Here is a 15015-nt window from a genome sequence, read left to right as displayed (position 1 = left end):
AGTTGCGGTCGATGCTGGGCAAAGGCGGGATGGGCGAGGTCTACGAGGCCTACGACACCGGCAAGGACCGAGTGGTCGCTCTGAAGTTGCTGGCCGAGGAGCTCGCGCAAGACCCGGCCTATCAGGTCCGATTCCGGCGCGAATCCCAGGCCGCGGCCAAGCTGGCCGAACCGCACGTGATCCCGATCCATGACTGGGGCGTGATCGACGGGGTCCTCTTCATCGATATGCGCCTGGTTCCCGGCTCCGATCTACGGACCGTGTTGCGCGGAGGCGGGCCGATGAGCCCGGAACGCGCGGTCGCCGTCGTCGAGCAGATCGCCGCCGCGCTCGACGCCGCACACGCGGGCGGGCTGGTGCATCGCGATGTGAAGCCCGCCAACATCCTGGTCACGCCCGCCGATTTCGCCTACCTCGCCGACTTCGGCATCGCGCACACCGAGGGCGACAGCGCGGTGACCCAGGCCGGGATGGCGGTCGGCTCCTACATCTACATGGCGCCGGAGCGCTTCGATGTCGGCCCGATCTCCCACCGCGCCGACGTCTACTCACTGGCCTGCGTCCTGCACGAATGCCTCACCGGTGCTTCGCCCTTCCCCGCGGCGAGCATGAGCGTGCTGGTCCGCGCGCACCTGTCCGAGGCCCCGCCGCGGCCGAGCGAGCTGTTGCACGGGATACCCGGCGCACTCGACGACGTCATCGGGACCGGCATGGCCAAGGATCCGGCCGATCGCTACGCGTCGGCCGGTGCGTTGGCTGTCGCCGCTCGGCGAGCGCTGGCTTCGGCCGTGCGGGAAGCCGGTGCGCCCGCGCCATCGGGCGCTTTCGCGTCGTACGACGGGGCCCGCCGCGTCCCCGGTGGCCACGATGTGACTCCAGGTTCTTCGTCCGGTCCCACGCTCCGCAGTTCCGCAGGCGCGCCGGCGGCTGCCCCGCAAGGCGGCCCGGGCTCGGCTCCCGGGCGCGGTTTCGCCGCCGCCGCCGGATTCGCCGCCGGTGTGGGACGCGGTGCCGCCGGGGCGCCGACCGGTGCTCCTGGCGGACCGGCCGGTGCCGAGCGTGGTGGCCACGCGGGGTCCGCGACCGGTCCAGCGCGTGCGGTGCCCATCGGTGCCGCGAGTGGAGCCCGCAAGGGCGCCTCCGACTCGGAGGAGCCCGCCGACGTCGAGCAGGTTCCGACGCCGACCGGGGAGTTCCGCGTGATCGGCGCGGTGACCGCGACCGGCGGTGTGGAGACCTCGCGCAGCCAGTCGACCGCGACCGGCGCCCAGCCCACCTTGATCATCCGCCCGCCCGAGGCGCGCCCCGGGGCATCGGACACCACCGGTTTCCGCCGTGTTCCCGCCGAGGGCACCGGCGAGATCTCGATACCCGCGGTGATCCAGCCGACCGGCCCCGCCGAAATCCGGCCCGCCGACACCTACTTCGCGCCCCTGCCGTCGGCCGATGAGCCGGAGGCCCCCGAGCCGCCCCCGGCTTACACCCCCGACCAGGGCCTCCCGCGGATGCGTCCCTTCCCGGACGCGCACCTCTACGACGGTGCGCAGCCGGGCGAAACGTCTGCTCCCCTCCTGCAGCCACCGCGTCCCGCGTCGGCCACCCCTTACCCGGCGCCCACCGGACCGCACCGTCTCCCGCCGCAGCAGGATCCCCACCGAGGCGCCCCTACCCAGCGCTACTCCGGCGAACATCCCCTCCCGGCGGCCTACACCCCGCCCACGGAGCAGTACCTCCCGCCGGCATCGAACCCCAACCCCCGGTTCCCCGCCCCCACACCGGAATTCGACGCCCCCCGCCCGAACTCGCCTGCCCCCTTCGCGGCTCCCACCCAGCGGTTCGGTGCGGAACAGAACGCTCCCGAGGACCGGTTCGCCAGTCCCGCAGGACCTTTCGGTGGCCCGCCGGACGACGGATTCGACGGCGCTCCCGGCCATGCCCGAGGCGATGCGTTCGGCCCGCCGACCGAGCAGTACAACCCCGCCGCCTTCGCGCCGCCGACGCAGAAGTTCGGCGGCGATCTCGACGATCCGCGAGACCGATTCGGTGGTCCCCCCGAGCGTTTCGACGAGGACGCCGACGACCGGTACGGTGGCCCGCCCGCGCAGTACGCACCGGCGACCGAGCAGTACGACCCCGCCGACATGCAACGGTCGGCGCCGACCCAGCATTACGGGGCCGACGAACTCGATCCGCAGCGCTCGCAGCCGACACATCAATACCGTGGCGGTGCCGCGCCTTTCGCTGCCCATCAGGCCCCGCCGGAGTTCGAGGATCCGGCCAGGGCGGCCGCGACCCGGCAGTACGTGGGTCAGGAGAACGCGTACTCCGACTACGACGAACCGCCCAGTGCCTACGGCGATCACGCCTATCGCGATCCGGCATACGACCCCGGCTACGGGCCTGACCCGGCCTATGGACCCGACCCCGCGTACGGTCCCGATCCGGCCTGGGCGCACCAGGATTCGGAGCGTAGGCGATCGGTTCTGCTGCCGGTGCTGGCCGGTGTCTTCGCCGTCCTGGTACTCGCGGTCGGTGGCGCGATCGGTTGGCGCATGATGTCGGCCGCCGACCCCGCCGAGACCTCCACGGCCGCACCGATTTCGCAGGCGCCGGGCGGTTCCGGCCAACCCGCGGGCACGACCCCGCGCGCGACCACGGCCGCTCCCACCACCTCGGCGGGACCGGCCACCCTGCCCGCGGGTGCGCAGCCCTGTGAAACCGGCACCGCCACAGGCTCTTACAGCAAGGTCGCCGTCGGCAGCGCGGTCACCAGCTGCGGTTTCGCCGAAGCGGTCCGGGAGGCCTACGCCGGCGGCGGTACGGGAGCCCGCTCAGTGGTGGCGACCAGCCCGGTGACCGGCCGCACCTACACGATGACGTGCGCACCCGAGGGCAAACTCGTCACCTGCACCGGCGGTGAGAACGCCGTGGTCTACGTCTACTGACCCGAAACGACCGCGGCCCCCGATATCTCGGGGGCCGCGGTCGCGGAGGAACCTCAGCTAGCCGAAGCAACCGCGATCACTGTGTCGCCGAGCCGGGCCACGGTGTCCGGGTCGCTCCACGACCCGGTGATCGACACACCGTCGGCCACCACCTCGGCGCCCGCCTTGCGCAATCGATCGGCCAAGTCCTGATTGATCACCTCACCGGGCCCCACCGTGATCACCGCGACCGGCTTGCCCCCGACGGCCGGCGCCGAGTCGGGATTGGCCAGCCACGCGATCACACTCGCCGCCAGCGGCGCCACGGTCTCGCCCTCGGCCGCGAACATCAGCACACCGTCGGCTTCCAGCGTGGAGCGGCGCAGCTGGTTGGCGATCAGTGGCCGCCCGTCCTCGGTGTCGATCGCGGCACTGTAGGCGGGCAGGGTGTCGAGCTCGGCCAGGCTCACCACGTCGATGTTGTTGCGGATCGCGACCTGCTGGGCCTCGGTGGCCAACTGCTGCGTCGTGGACGTCTCGCCGGGTTCGGCGATGAGTGCGAGCAGATATGACATCGGTTGTCCCCCTACTTCGCGTGCTCGAAATCGCCGATCGACGCCAGTGTCTTTCGCGGGTGCTGGTTCATTGTCATCTCCTCGACAGAGTTCAACTCGACGGTGTGACAGTCACTTTCACGCTCTTCATCATCGGCTGATCGCTCTCGGTGCTGTAGTCGCCGATCGCGCACAGCACATTCATTTCCGGCATGTACCCGGCGGCGCAGCCCGGCGGAATATCGTAGGTGACGACCTTGTACTTGGAGAGCGACCGCGTCGACCCGTCACGGGCGGTACTGGTGATGTCGACCTCGTCGAACTCTTTCAGGCCGCGGTCGCGCATATCGCGAGAGTTCATGAAGACCAGCGTGCGCAGGTTCTTCACCCCGCGATAGCGATCGTTGCTGGTGTAGATGGTGGTGTTCCACTGGTCATGGGAGCGCTGCGTGGCCAGGGTGAGCACCCCGGCCGGGTTGGTTGTGTCGGGCAGCGTCGCGGCGGAGAACTCCGCCTTGCTGGACGGGGTGAGGAAGATCAGCTCCCGCGCGGGTTGCCGGATCCGGAATCCGAGTCCCAGTCGCACCCGCCGGTTGTAGTCCTCGAAACCGTCCAGGACCTTCGACATGGTGTCGCGGATGCGGTCGTAATCCTCGACGTAGTACTCCCACGGCGTCTTCGTCTCGGGCAGTGCGGCTTTGGCGATACCCGCCAGAATCGCGGGCTCCGACAGCAGATGTGGCGACGCGGGCTTCTTCATACCCTTGGACAGGTGCACCACGGCCATGCCGTTCTCCATCGAGACCACCTGCGGGCCGCTGCGCTGCTCGTCGTATTCGGTGCGCGCGAGGCAGGGCAGAATCAGCGCGCGTTTGCCGTGCACGACGTGGCTGCGGTTGAGCTTGGTGGAGACCATGACGGTGAAGTCGGCCTTCTGGAACGCCTCGAAGGTGTATTCGCTGTCGGGCGCGGCCTGGACGAGGTTGCCGCCCATGCTCATGAAGAACTTCAGCTTGCCCTTCTGCAGCGCCTCGATGGCGGAGACGACGTCGTAGCCGTTGGCGCGCGGCACGTCGATCTCACAGACCTTGGCCAGCCGGTCGAGGAATGCGGCGGGCGGATTGTTGTCGATGCCGCACGTACGGTTGCCCTGCACATTGCTGTGCCCGCGCACCGGCGACGGTCCCGCGCCTTCGCGACCCAGGTTGCCCCGCAGGAGCAGCAGGTTGACGATCTCGCGGATCGTCTCCACGCCGTGCTCGTGCTGGGTGACGCCGAGACACCAGCTGATGATGCTGCGGTCGGAGTCGCAGTAGATGCGGGCGGCCTTGCGGACCTCGGCCTCGCTCAGGCCCGACTCGGTCTGGATATCGGCCCAGGTGGTCGCCTCGACTTCGCGCACGTACTCGTCGAAGCCGACGGTGTAGCGCTCGATGAACTCGTGGTCGAGAGCCTTCTCGTCGGTCGCGGACTCTTCGAGGACGGCCTTGGCCATGCCGCGGATCAGCGCGAAGTCGCCGCCGATGCGCACCTGCAGGTTGAGCGTGCCGGTCTTGGTCGGGTGGAAGGTGGCCATCGCGAGGAAGTCGTGCGGGATGATCGTGTTGCGCGAGCCCGCTTCGATCAGCGGATTGACGTGCACCACCTGGGCGCCGCGCTTGTAGGCCTCGGCGAGCGAGGTCAGCATGCGCGGCGCGTTCGAGGCGACATTGAGGCCCATCACGAACAGCGCGTCGGCCTTGTCCCAGTCCTCGAGGTCGCAGGTGCCCTTGCCGGTGCCGAGCGAGGCCTGTAGAGCTCGGCCGCTGGCTTCGTGGCACATATTGGAGCAGTCGGGCAGATTGTTGGTGCCGTACTCGCGCACCATCAACTGGTAGAGGAACGTCGCCTCGTTGGCGAGTCGGCCCGAGGTGTAGAACGCGGCCTCGTTCGGGTCGGGCAGCTCGCGCAGCGCCTTGCCCACCATCTCGAACGCGTCGGCCCAGCTGATCGGCACATAGTGGTCGGTCTCGGGGTCGTAGACCATCGGCTCGGTGAGCCTGCCCTGGTCCTCGAGGTCGAAGGAACTCCAGGTGGCCAGCTCGGTGACGGTGTGCTGGGCAAAGAATTCGGGAGTGCACCGCTTGTGCGTCATCTCCCAGGTCACGTGCTTGATGCCGTTCTCGCACACGTCGAGGACCAAGCCGTCGGTGGCGTCGGGCCACGCGCAGCCCGGACAGTCGAAGCCGCGTTCCTGATGGTTCATCTTCAGGATGGCCTTGGTGCCGATGAACGGCTCGTGTTCCTTGCCGACCATGAACTTTCCGACCGCGATCGCCGCGCCCCAGCCCGCCGCCGGATGGTGGTAGGGCTCGGCCTTCGGCACGGCCGCCCGGTCTGCTGCTTCGCTCGGGCCCCGATCGGGATCCCAGATGGTGTGCGGACCGTCAGCCATGTCAGATCTTCCCTTCGCGGTGAATGCGGGTCGAGAAAGATGTGCCCTGTCCAGTGCCTCGGTTGGATTCTCTACCGTCGAGATCACGGAAGGGCGTAGGTAACTTTCGTCGTGTCGCTCGGCGGCGTCCAAGTCCGATTTCCGACCGGTCGATCGGTCGCGCTTATCACCCCCGCCATAGCGCCGTTTTCGCCGGTGCGACCGGGATCACCGCAGGTTGACGGCGTGCGCGCGGATCGTGCAGGCTTGATCATCGGCCCTACGGGCATGTCCCGCGACCGACTTCGGAGGAACCTTTGCGCACCACGCGAACACGGGCGCGCCAGATTTACCGACGGTTCGTCACCGAGATCGATCATCTGCCCGCCGCCCGCGTTTTCGTCGGTCTCGCGATCCCCGGCCTGGTGCTGATCGCGGTGGGCCGCACCGACCTGCTCATCTACGCGGTCTTCGGTTCCTTCACCGGGATGTACGGCTTCGCGGAATCGCCGCGCCGGCGCTTGATCCACCAGAGCGAAGCGGCGGTGATGCTGGTCGGCGCCGTCGGCGCCGGCATCCTGCTCGCGCGCCTGCACGCCTCTCCCGCGGTGCTGGTGTCGGCGGTCGCGGTGTTCGCCGCGGTCGCCTCGCCGATCACCGACCGCCTCGGCTTGCGGCCGGAGGGGCCGTTCTTCGGGATCTTCGCGTTCGGCGCCATCGCCATGGTGGCCGGGGCGCAGCGCGATCCGCTCCTGGCGCTGGTGCTGTGCGCGGGCACCGCGGTGCTGTGCGTGATCGTCGGCTATCTCGAGTCGACGCGGCGAGTCCGCCGGGCCGGCATGTGTGCGATGCGGATACCGATCCCGCCGCATCGCACCGGAGGGGTGTCGTACGTGCAGGCGGGACGCTACGCGCTGGCGATCTCGATCGCCGGCGGGATCGGGCTGCTGCTCGGCGTCGGCCATGCCAATTGGGCGATGGCGGGCGCCGCGGTGCCGCTGGCCGCCGCCAGCTCCCGTGACCGGATCACCCGCGGCATGCACCGGGTGGTCGGCACGTTCATCGGACTCGCGGTCACCGCGCCGCTGCTGATCCCGGGTCCGAGCCCGGCGATGCTTGGCCTGGCGATCATCGCGCTGCTCTACCCGACCGAATTGTTCATGGCCCGCCACTACGCGGTGGCGATGGGCTTCTTCACGCCGCTGATCATGTCGATGACCGAACTGGCCGATCCGTCCGATCCGCTCACGTTGCTCACCGAACGCGGAGTCGACACGGTGATCGGCGTCGCGGTGGGAATCGCTGTCGCCCTGCTCATTCGCGAACCCGCTACCCCCGCGTTACCCACCTTCGAGACGCCGGTATGCGAAACGTTGCATACTGTCGGCATGGCTGACGACAACGAGTGGTACTACTGCCTCAAGCACCACAAGGCCGAACAGGGCAAGGCCTGCTGGTACGGCGACCGGATGGGCCCCTACCCGGACCAGGCCACCGCCGAGAAGGCGCTCGAGATCGCGAAGGCGCGCAACAAAGCAGCCGACGACCAGGACGACTGACCCGCTCTCCGAATGCTGTTCCGTCAGCTCGAATACTTCGTCGCGCTCGCCCGGGAACGGCATTTCGCCCGGGCGGCGAAGGCCTGTTACGTGTCGCAGCCCGCGCTGTCGGAGGCGATCCGCAAACTCGAACACGAACTCGGCGTGCCGCTGGTCCGCCGCGCGCGCACGTTCGAGGGTCTCACCCCCGAGGGCGAGCGGCTGGTGCTGTGGGCCAGGCGGATCATCGCCGACCGCGAGGCACTCGAACACGAGGTCCGCGCATTGCAGACCGGTCTCACCGGTGAACTGCGGATCGGGGTGGTGCCCGCGGCGTCGAGCACCGTCGCGCTGCTCACCGACCCTTTCTGTACCGAACATCCGCTGATGCGGGTGCGGGTCGAGACGAGTCTGCGCTCGCCCGACATCGTCGAACGGATTCGCCGATTCGAGCTCGACGCGGGCATCGTCTACGCGCAGGGTATCGACACTTCGGGCCTCACCCTCACCCCGCTCTACGCCGAACGCCACGTTCTCGTCGCGCGCAGCGCGCTCGTCGCGGGCCGCACCGAGATCTCCTGGGCAGACGCGCTGGAACTGCCGATGTGCCTACTGCCACCCGGGATGCGCGGTCGTCAGCTGATCGACGACGCGCTCGCGACACTGGGCCTCACCGCGGCACCCCAACTCGAGAGCGACTCGGTGGCGACACTGCTCGAACACGCCCGCACCGGGCGGTGGGCGTGCATCGTGCCGCAGCCGTGGGTCGCGGCGCTGGGACCCACCGCCGACATCCGGGTGTTCGAACTCGCCGACCCGGTAGTCACCGCGCAGATCGTGCTCGTCACCGCGGCGGTCGAACCCGGCTCGGTGCTCACCACCGCGCTCATCGGCACCGCGCGGACCACCGAATTCGCCGTCGCGCCGCGCCCGACAGCGGGCTGATCCCATTCAGCTATGACCGGGCAACCCGTTGGGTACTGTGCACGACCATGACCACCCGGTTACTGCTGTCGGCTGTCACGCGCCTTGTCGGCTCGGCGGTCATCGGCGTGATCGTCGGGCTGGCCGTCGGGGTGGGGCACGAGGCGCCGCTGGGAATACTCTCCGGAATTGCCTCCGCGGCAACCGTATTCGTCATCGCGGGGTGGTTCGTGTTGTGGCCGATGAGCCCCGGGGAGACCGAGCGGGTCGCGCGGCGGGAAGACTTCCAGCCGTTCATCGAGGAGCTGTCGGTGGTGGCCGCCGCGCTGAGCGGACTGGTCGGCATCGTGGTGGTCCTGGTCCTGCGCCATTCCAACGCGTCGAACATCGCGGCGGCGGTCGCGCTGGGCGGAGTGTTCATGGCGTGGGCATCGGTGCACCTGATGTACGCGGCGCGCTACGCCTACATCTACTACCAGCAGCCACGCGGCGGGATCGACTTCAACATCACCGCGCAGCCGGACTACCGCGACTTCTTCTACTTCAGCTACAACCTCGGCATGACCTACCAGGTCTCCGACACCAATGTCTCCGATGAGAAGATTCGCGCCATCGCCCTTCGGCACTGCCTGCTGTCGTACATTTTCGGGACGGTCATCCTGGCGACGACGATCAATCTCGTCGCCGGACTCGCCACCGGTTGAGCGTTGATCCATTGCGCCGATCACCTGATCGGCAACCCGTGTTTGATCAGAACCCGCACAGTGAGCAGAGTCATGGGATGAGCAGAGTGACCGCACGGCGCCAGACGACCCGCCTGTCCTCGGCCGGGCGGATTCAGCGACCCGACACTCTCGCCGTCGAGGAGCCGCTCGAGATCCGGGTCGACGGCCGATCGCTCACCGTCACCATGCGCACCCCCGGCAACGACATCGACCTCGTCCACGGCTTCCTGTTCGGTGAGGACATCATCGGCTCGGCCGACGACATCGTCACCGCGCGCTACTGCGCGGGTACCGACAGCGACGGTCGCAACACCTACAACGTCCTCGATCTGCGCCTGCGCAATCCGGTACCGATCCACACCCGCAATTTCCTCACCACCGGCGCCTGCGGCCTCTGCGGTAAGACCGCGCTCGACGAAGTGCGCACCCGCACCCGCTTCGCGATCCCGCACGATTCGGTGTCGATCAGCACCGACACCCTGACCGACCTGCCGAAACAGCTACGCGCCGGGCAGAAGTTGTTCGAGGCCACCGGGGGCTTGCACGCGGCGGGTCTGTTCACCACCGACGGCACGCTGCTGGCCCTGCGTGAGGACATCGGCAGGCACAACGCCGTCGACAAGGTGATCGGCTGGGCCGTGCGCGAGAACCGGGTGCCCGCGCACGATCTGGTGCTGGTGGTGAGCAGTCGCGCGTCGTTCGAACTGGCGCAGAAGGCGGTGATGGCCGGGATCCCGATCTTGGCCGCGGTATCGGCGCCGAGCGTGCTCGCCGTTGACCTGGCCGCCGAGTCCGACCTCACACTCGTCGGCTTCCTGCGTGCCGAAACGATGAATATCTATACGGGCGAACACCGTCTGACCTGAGGGTTCGGTGCTCGAAGTGGGCGATCGGCATATGTCGCAGTACGGTAACGGTACGGGTCGCCAGCACCGAACGCCCCGGGGGAGTTTACAAACGAAAATGCTTCACATAATGAATAATGAACGACGCCATCACGTCCGGGTGGTGCTGTCCGCGTTGCTGGGCGTGGTCGTGCTCGCTACCGCGGGTTGCGGTACCGAGCCGAAGGCCGCCCGGTCGAGCGTGACCACCACGGTTCCCGTCGCCGATCCCGGCGCCGACAACGGCACGATCTCGATCGCGGTACCCGGCAGCCTGGCTGCCGATTTCAGCGAGCTCCAGCAGGGTTTCCGCGGGAGCGCGGGGCTGGCGATCATGCCGGTGGGCGGCAAGAAGATGGTCACCTTCGGCAACTGGTCCTCCGGTCCGGCCTGGTCGACGATCAAGGTGCCGCTGGCCATCGCGGCCCTGCGCAACAGCACTTCCTACTCGTCGTATGCCTCCGCGGCGATCACCGCGTCGGACAACGGCGCCGCCGACACCCTGTGGGCCTCGCTCGGCAGCGGTGCCGACGCGGCCAAGGCGGTGGAGGGCGTGCTGCGCGAAGGCAGCGACACCCGCACCACCGTGCCGGCGACGCGCACCCGCGCCGACGCGTCGGTCTACGGTCAGGCCGAGTGGACACTGGCCGACCAGGTGCGCTTCGCCTCGCAGCTGCCGTGCATCCCGCAGAGCGAGCGCGTGGTCGGGCTGATGCAGCAGATCATCGCCAGCCACCACTGGGGTCTGGGCGCGTTCGGCAGTGCCGAGTTCAAGGGCGGGTGGGGGCCCGACCCGGCGGGGAAGTACCTGGTCCGTCAGTTCGGTCTGATCGACTCGCCCACCGGCCGGATCGCGATCGCCTTCGCCGCACAACCGGATTCGGGCAGCTTCAACGACGGAATGGCCATGCTCGACAAGATGGCGACGCTCATCTCGGGGCACCTGAGCGAGCTGGCCGGAGGTCACTGCCCCTGATCGAGGCCGGTGCGGCAAGATGAACGCCATGCGCATCGGAGTCTTGACCGGAGGCGGAGATTGTCCAGGTCTGAACGCGGTGATCCGGGCTGTGGTCCGCACCGCGAACGGACGCTACGGCGATGCCATCGTCGGTTTCGAGGACGGGTGGCGCGGCCTACTCGAGGATCGAAAGATCCGCATTCACAACGACGATCGCACCGACCGCCTGCTCACCAAGGGCGGCACGATGCTCGGCACCGCACGCACCAACCCCGAGGTGCTGCGCGCAGGCCTGCCCAGGATCCAGCAGACCCTTGACGACAACGGCATCGAAGCGCTGATCCCCATCGGCGGCGAAGGCACCCTCACCGCCGCGAGCTGGCTCGCCGACGAGGGTGTGCCGGTGGTCGGCGTGCCCAAGACCATCGACAACGACATCGACTGCACCGACGTCACCTTCGGTCACGACACCGCGCTGTCGATCGCCACCGAGGCCATCGACCGTCTGCACACCACCGCCGAATCCCATCAGCGGGTGATGCTGGTCGAGGTGATGGGCCGCCACGCCGGCTGGATCGCGCTGAACTCCGGGATCGCCGCGGGCGCGCACTTGACCCTGGTGCCCGAGGAGCCGTTCGACGTGTCGCAGGTGTGCGCGATGATCAAGGCCCGCTTCCAGCGCGGTGACAAGAGCTTCATCTGTGTGGTCGCCGAGGGCGCGCATCCCGCGCCGGAATCCGGATTCGCGTTGCGCGAGGGCGGGATCGACGAGTTCGGCCACGAGCGGTTCACCGGCGTCGCCCAGCAGTTGGGGTCGGAGATCGAGCGCCGCATCGGCAAAGAGGTGCGCACCACGGTGCTCGGCCATATCCAGCGTGGTGGCAGCCCCACACCCTACGACCGCATTCTCGCGACTCGGTTCGGCGTACACGCGGCCGAGGCGGTGCACGCGGGGCATTTCGGTCAGATGGTGGCACTGCACGGCACCAATATCGGTCTGGTTCCGCTGTCGGAGGCGACCAAGCAGCTCAAACGCGTTCCGCCGGAACGGCTCAGCGAGGCGTCGGCGTTCTTCGGCTGATATCGGCGCGGGTTCCTCCGACATTGTCGGTGCGCGTCGGTACCGTGGGTTCATGCGCACCGGTCGAGTGATCGTTTCGGTTCTTGTCGTCGTCGCCGCGCTGGTGGCGGGGTGTTCGGAGTCCTCGGACGACGCGGCCGCCCCCACTGTGCGGGGCAGCTGGCACGGTGACATCGAGGTACCGGGGCAGCCGATCGCGATCGGGGTGAGCATCGCCGAGGACGGATCGGCCACCATCGACATCCCGGCACAGGGCGTGCGCGACGCGCCGTTGAAAGATGTACGCACCGAACCGGACCGGGTGGAGTTCACCATCCCCGACGCGCCGGGTGACCCCGGCTTCCGCGGCAAGCTCGACGGCGACCGGCTCACCGGTGACTGGGTGCAGTCCGGGGAGAAGGCTCCGGTCACGCTGCAGCGCGGCAAGATCGAGAACCTGCCCCGCCCGCAGGACCCGAAACCGCCATACCCGTACCGCAGCGAGGACGTCACCTATCGCAACGGCGACATCACCATCGCGGGCACGCTCACCGAACCCGAAGGTAGTGGCCCGTTTCCGGCGATGCTGCTGATCACGGGCAGTGGCCCGCAGGACCGCAACGAAGAGCTGATGGGCCACCGCCCGTTCCAACTGCTCGCCGACACCTTCACTCGCGCAGGCTATGCCGTGCTGCGCACCGACGACCGTGGTGTCGGCGGCACCAGCGGCACTCTCGACGACGCCACCTACCCCGACCTCGCCGCCGACGCGGCCGCGGGCCTCGCGTTCCTGCGTACCCGCCCCGAGATCGATCCCGCCCGAGTGGGTCTGTTCGGGCACAGCGAAGGCGGCTACCTCGCCCCGATGGTCGCCGCGCTGCCCGGCAGCGATGTCGCGTTCGCGGTCCTGATGGCAGGCCCGTCGGTACCCGGCGCCGACGTGCTGATCGAGCAGAACAAAGTGATCATGGCCTCGACGGGGGCACCGCAGGACCAGATCGACCAGCAGGTCGCCTACGTCAGTGAATGGTCGAGGCTGTTGCGCGCGGGCGATATCGAGGGCGCGCGGGCTTTCACCCAGCGGCACAACGACTCCCTGCCCGTGGCCGAACGCGCGCCCCAGGAGGTGGTCGACGGGTTCAACACCCCGTACATGACCTCGTTCATCACCCACGACCCGAAACCGACGCTGCAGGCGCTGCGCGTGCCGGTGCTGGCGTTCTTCGGCGACAAGGACCAGCAGGTCATCGCCACCCAGAACGAAGGCCCGATGCGCGAGAACCTCGCCGCCGCTCCCGACGCGACCGTGCACACCTTTCCCGGCCTCAACCACCTGATGCAGCCCACCGCCACCGGCAAGCCGAGCGAGTACGCGACCATCGAGACGACCATCGACCCGGCGGTGCTCACCTACGTCACCGGGTGGCTAACCCAGCGCGTCCCGCCCCGCTAGGACCACCGGCCGAGTGCGTCAGCGGGCTTACCTAGACTGGGCGTCATGAGTGCACCCACGGTCGAGTTGATGGATTACGCCGATGTCATCTCCCGGTACGAGCCGGTGCTCGGCATGGAGGTCCACGTCGAGTTGTCCACGGCGACCAAGATGTTCTGCGGTTGCCCCACCGAGTTCGGCGCCGAACCCAATACCCAGGTGTGCCCGGTGTGCCTCGGCCTGCCAGGCTCGCTGCCCGTGGTGAACGAGAAGGCCATCGAATCGGCCATCCGGATCGGCCTCGCGCTGAACTGTTCGATCACCCCGTGGGGCCGGTTCGCGCGCAAGAACTACTTCTACCCCGATCAGCCGAAGAACTACCAGATCAGCCAGTACGACGAACCGATCGCCACCGAGGGCTACCTCGACGTGACCCTCGACGACGGGTCCATCTTCCGCGTCGAGATCGAGCGCGCGCACATGGAGGAGGACACCGGCAAGTCCCTGCACGTCGGCGGCGCGACCGGACGCATCCACGGTGCGAGCCACTCGCTGCTCGACTTCAACCGCGCGGGCGTGCCGCTGATCGAGATCGTCACCAAGACCATCACCGGTGCCGGTGAGCGCGCGCCCGAGGTGGCCCGCGCCTATGTCACCGCGCTGCGCGAGGTGCTGCGCTCGCTGAACGTGTCCGACGTGAAGATGGAGCAGGGTTCGCTGCGCTGCGACGCCAACGTGTCGCTGATGCCGGTCGGCGCCAAGGAATTCGGCACCCGCACCGAGACCAAGAACGTGAACTCGCTCAAGAGCGTCGAGGTCGCGGTGCGCTACGAGATGCGTCGTCAGGCCGCGGTGCTCACCGCCGGCGGCGAGATCATCCAGGAGACCCGCCACTTCCAGGAAGCCGACGGCTCCACCGCCGCTGGTCGCCGCAAGGAAACCGCCGAGGACTACCGCTACTTCCCCGAGCCCGACCTCGAGCCTGTCGCCCCGGCCGCCGAGTGGGTCGAGGAGCTGCGCGCCACCATCCCCGAATACCCGTGGCTGGTGCGCGCCCGGATCCAGGCCGACTGGGGCCTGTCCGACGAGGTCATGCGCGACCTCGTCAACGCGGGCGCCCTCGACCTCATCATCGCCACCGTCGACGCGGGCGCCCCCGCCAACGAGGCGCGCTCCTGGTGGGTCGCCTACCTGACGGAGAAGGCCAAGGAACGCGACATCGCCCTCGCCGACCTACCCATCACCCCCGCCCAGGTCGCCGCGGTGATCGCGCTGGTGGAAACCAAGACCGTCAACAACAAGGTCGCCAAGCAGGTCGTCGACTTCGTCCTCGCCGGTGAGGGCGAGCCCGCCGCCATCGTCGAGGCCAAGGGTCTCGGCATGGTCAGCGACGACTCGGCCCTGCAGGCCGAGGTCGAGAAGGCCCTCGCCGCCAGCCCCGACATCGCCGAGAAGATCCGCTCCGGCAAGGTTGCTGCCGCGGGCAAGATCGTCGGCGACGTCATGAAGGCCACGCGCGGCCAGGCCGACGCCGCCCGCGTCCGCGACCTGGTCATCGCCGCCTGTAGCTGAGGATGAGAAACGGCCGCCCGTACTGCTTTCG

11 protein-coding genes are annotated in these 15015 nt (G+C 68.5%); 9 read left to right on the top strand and 2 right to left on the bottom strand.

Annotated elements, in window-relative coordinates; all coding sequences use genetic code 11:
- Positions 1–11 precede the first annotated feature (11 nt).
- The gene (locus ACWFRF_RS28720; RefSeq protein ID WP_452453188.1) at positions 12–2945 is read left to right on the top strand and encodes a protein kinase domain-containing protein; all 2934 of its coding nucleotides are present in this window, start codon (positions 12–14) and stop codon (positions 2943–2945) included.
- Between the two features lie 53 nt (positions 2946–2998).
- Here ACWFRF_RS28720 and ACWFRF_RS28715 read toward each other — a convergent pair whose 3' ends face one another.
- The gene (locus ACWFRF_RS28715; protein WP_452453186.1) at positions 2999–3499 is read right to left on the bottom strand and encodes an NADPH-dependent FMN reductase; all 501 of its coding nucleotides are present in this window, start codon (positions 3497–3499) and stop codon (positions 2999–3001) included.
- A 91-nt stretch (positions 3500–3590) separates the two neighbouring features.
- Entirely contained in the window at positions 3591–5912 is a 2322-nt protein-coding gene (locus ACWFRF_RS28710; RefSeq protein ID WP_452453184.1) for an FdhF/YdeP family oxidoreductase, read from the bottom strand.
- Positions 5913–6208: 296 nt separating this feature from the next.
- On the opposite strand from ACWFRF_RS28710, the gene ACWFRF_RS28705 reads away from it, so the two are divergent.
- The 8 genes from ACWFRF_RS28705 (at position 6209) to gatB (ending at position 14984) form a co-directional block, all read left to right on the top strand.
- Entirely contained in the window at positions 6209–7450 is a 1242-nt protein-coding gene (locus tag ACWFRF_RS28705; protein ID WP_452453182.1) for an FUSC family protein, read from the top strand.
- A gap of 12 nt (positions 7451–7462) precedes the next feature.
- Positions 7463–8374 carry a LysR family transcriptional regulator gene (locus ACWFRF_RS28700; RefSeq protein WP_452453180.1) on the top strand — a complete coding sequence of 304 codons (912 nt, stop codon included), beginning with the start codon at positions 7463–7465 and terminating at the stop codon, positions 8372–8374.
- 47 nt (positions 8375–8421) lie between these two features.
- Positions 8422–9057 carry a DUF1345 domain-containing protein gene (locus ACWFRF_RS28695; RefSeq protein WP_452453178.1) on the top strand — a complete coding sequence of 212 codons (636 nt, stop codon included), beginning with the start codon at positions 8422–8424 and terminating at the stop codon, positions 9055–9057.
- Positions 9058–9134: 77 nt separating this feature from the next.
- On the top strand, positions 9135–9944 hold the full coding sequence (gene fdhD, locus ACWFRF_RS28690; protein ID WP_452453176.1) for a formate dehydrogenase accessory sulfurtransferase FdhD: 810 nt from the start codon (positions 9135–9137) through the stop codon (positions 9942–9944).
- A 109-nt stretch (positions 9945–10053) separates the two neighbouring features.
- Positions 10054–10938 (top strand): hypothetical protein, encoded by an 885-nt coding sequence (locus tag ACWFRF_RS28685; protein ID WP_452453174.1) that lies wholly within the window; start codon positions 10054–10056, stop codon positions 10936–10938.
- A gap of 28 nt (positions 10939–10966) precedes the next feature.
- On the top strand, positions 10967–12001 hold the full coding sequence (locus tag ACWFRF_RS28680) for an ATP-dependent 6-phosphofructokinase (protein WP_378633402.1): 1035 nt from the start codon (positions 10967–10969) through the stop codon (positions 11999–12001).
- Positions 12002–12053: 52 nt separating this feature from the next.
- The gene (locus ACWFRF_RS28675; RefSeq protein ID WP_452453172.1) at positions 12054–13433 is read left to right on the top strand and encodes an alpha/beta hydrolase family protein; all 1380 of its coding nucleotides are present in this window, start codon (positions 12054–12056) and stop codon (positions 13431–13433) included.
- A gap of 45 nt (positions 13434–13478) precedes the next feature.
- Positions 13479–14984: an Asp-tRNA(Asn)/Glu-tRNA(Gln) amidotransferase subunit GatB gene (gene gatB, locus ACWFRF_RS28670; protein WP_452453171.1), complete on the top strand. Its 1506-nt coding sequence runs from the start codon at positions 13479–13481 to the stop codon at positions 14982–14984.
- Positions 14985–15015: the final 31 nt, after the last annotated feature.

The sequence above is a fragment of the Nocardia sp. NPDC055165 genome (assembly GCF_053606985.1).
This window is presented reverse-complemented; position numbering and strand designations above follow the sequence as displayed.

Bases quoted from the DNA above. Each gene is read 5' to 3' on its own strand.
- ACWFRF_RS28700 (WP_452453180.1), top strand. From the start codon at position 7,463: ATGCTGTTCCGTCAGCTCGAATACTTCGTCGCGCTCGCCCGGGAACGG.
- ACWFRF_RS28675 (WP_452453172.1), top strand. From the start codon at position 12,054: ATGCGCACCGGTCGAGTGATCGTTTCGGTTCTTGTCGTCGTCGCCGCG.
- gatB (WP_452453171.1), top strand. From the start codon at position 13,479: ATGAGTGCACCCACGGTCGAGTTGATGGATTACGCCGATGTCATCTCC.
- fdhD (WP_452453176.1), top strand. From the start codon at position 9,135: ATGAGCAGAGTGACCGCACGGCGCCAGACGACCCGCCTGTCCTCGGCC.
- ACWFRF_RS28680 (WP_378633402.1), top strand. From the start codon at position 10,967: ATGCGCATCGGAGTCTTGACCGGAGGCGGAGATTGTCCAGGTCTGAAC.
- ACWFRF_RS28685 (WP_452453174.1), top strand. From the start codon at position 10,054: ATGAATAATGAACGACGCCATCACGTCCGGGTGGTGCTGTCCGCGTTG.
- ACWFRF_RS28710 (WP_452453184.1), bottom strand. From the start codon at position 5,912: ATGGCTGACGGTCCGCACACCATCTGGGATCCCGATCGGGGCCCGAGC.
- ACWFRF_RS28695 (WP_452453178.1), top strand. From the start codon at position 8,422: ATGACCACCCGGTTACTGCTGTCGGCTGTCACGCGCCTTGTCGGCTCG.
- ACWFRF_RS28720 (WP_452453188.1), top strand. From the start codon at position 12: ATGCTGGGCAAAGGCGGGATGGGCGAGGTCTACGAGGCCTACGACACC.
- ACWFRF_RS28715 (WP_452453186.1), bottom strand. From the start codon at position 3,499: ATGTCATATCTGCTCGCACTCATCGCCGAACCCGGCGAGACGTCCACG.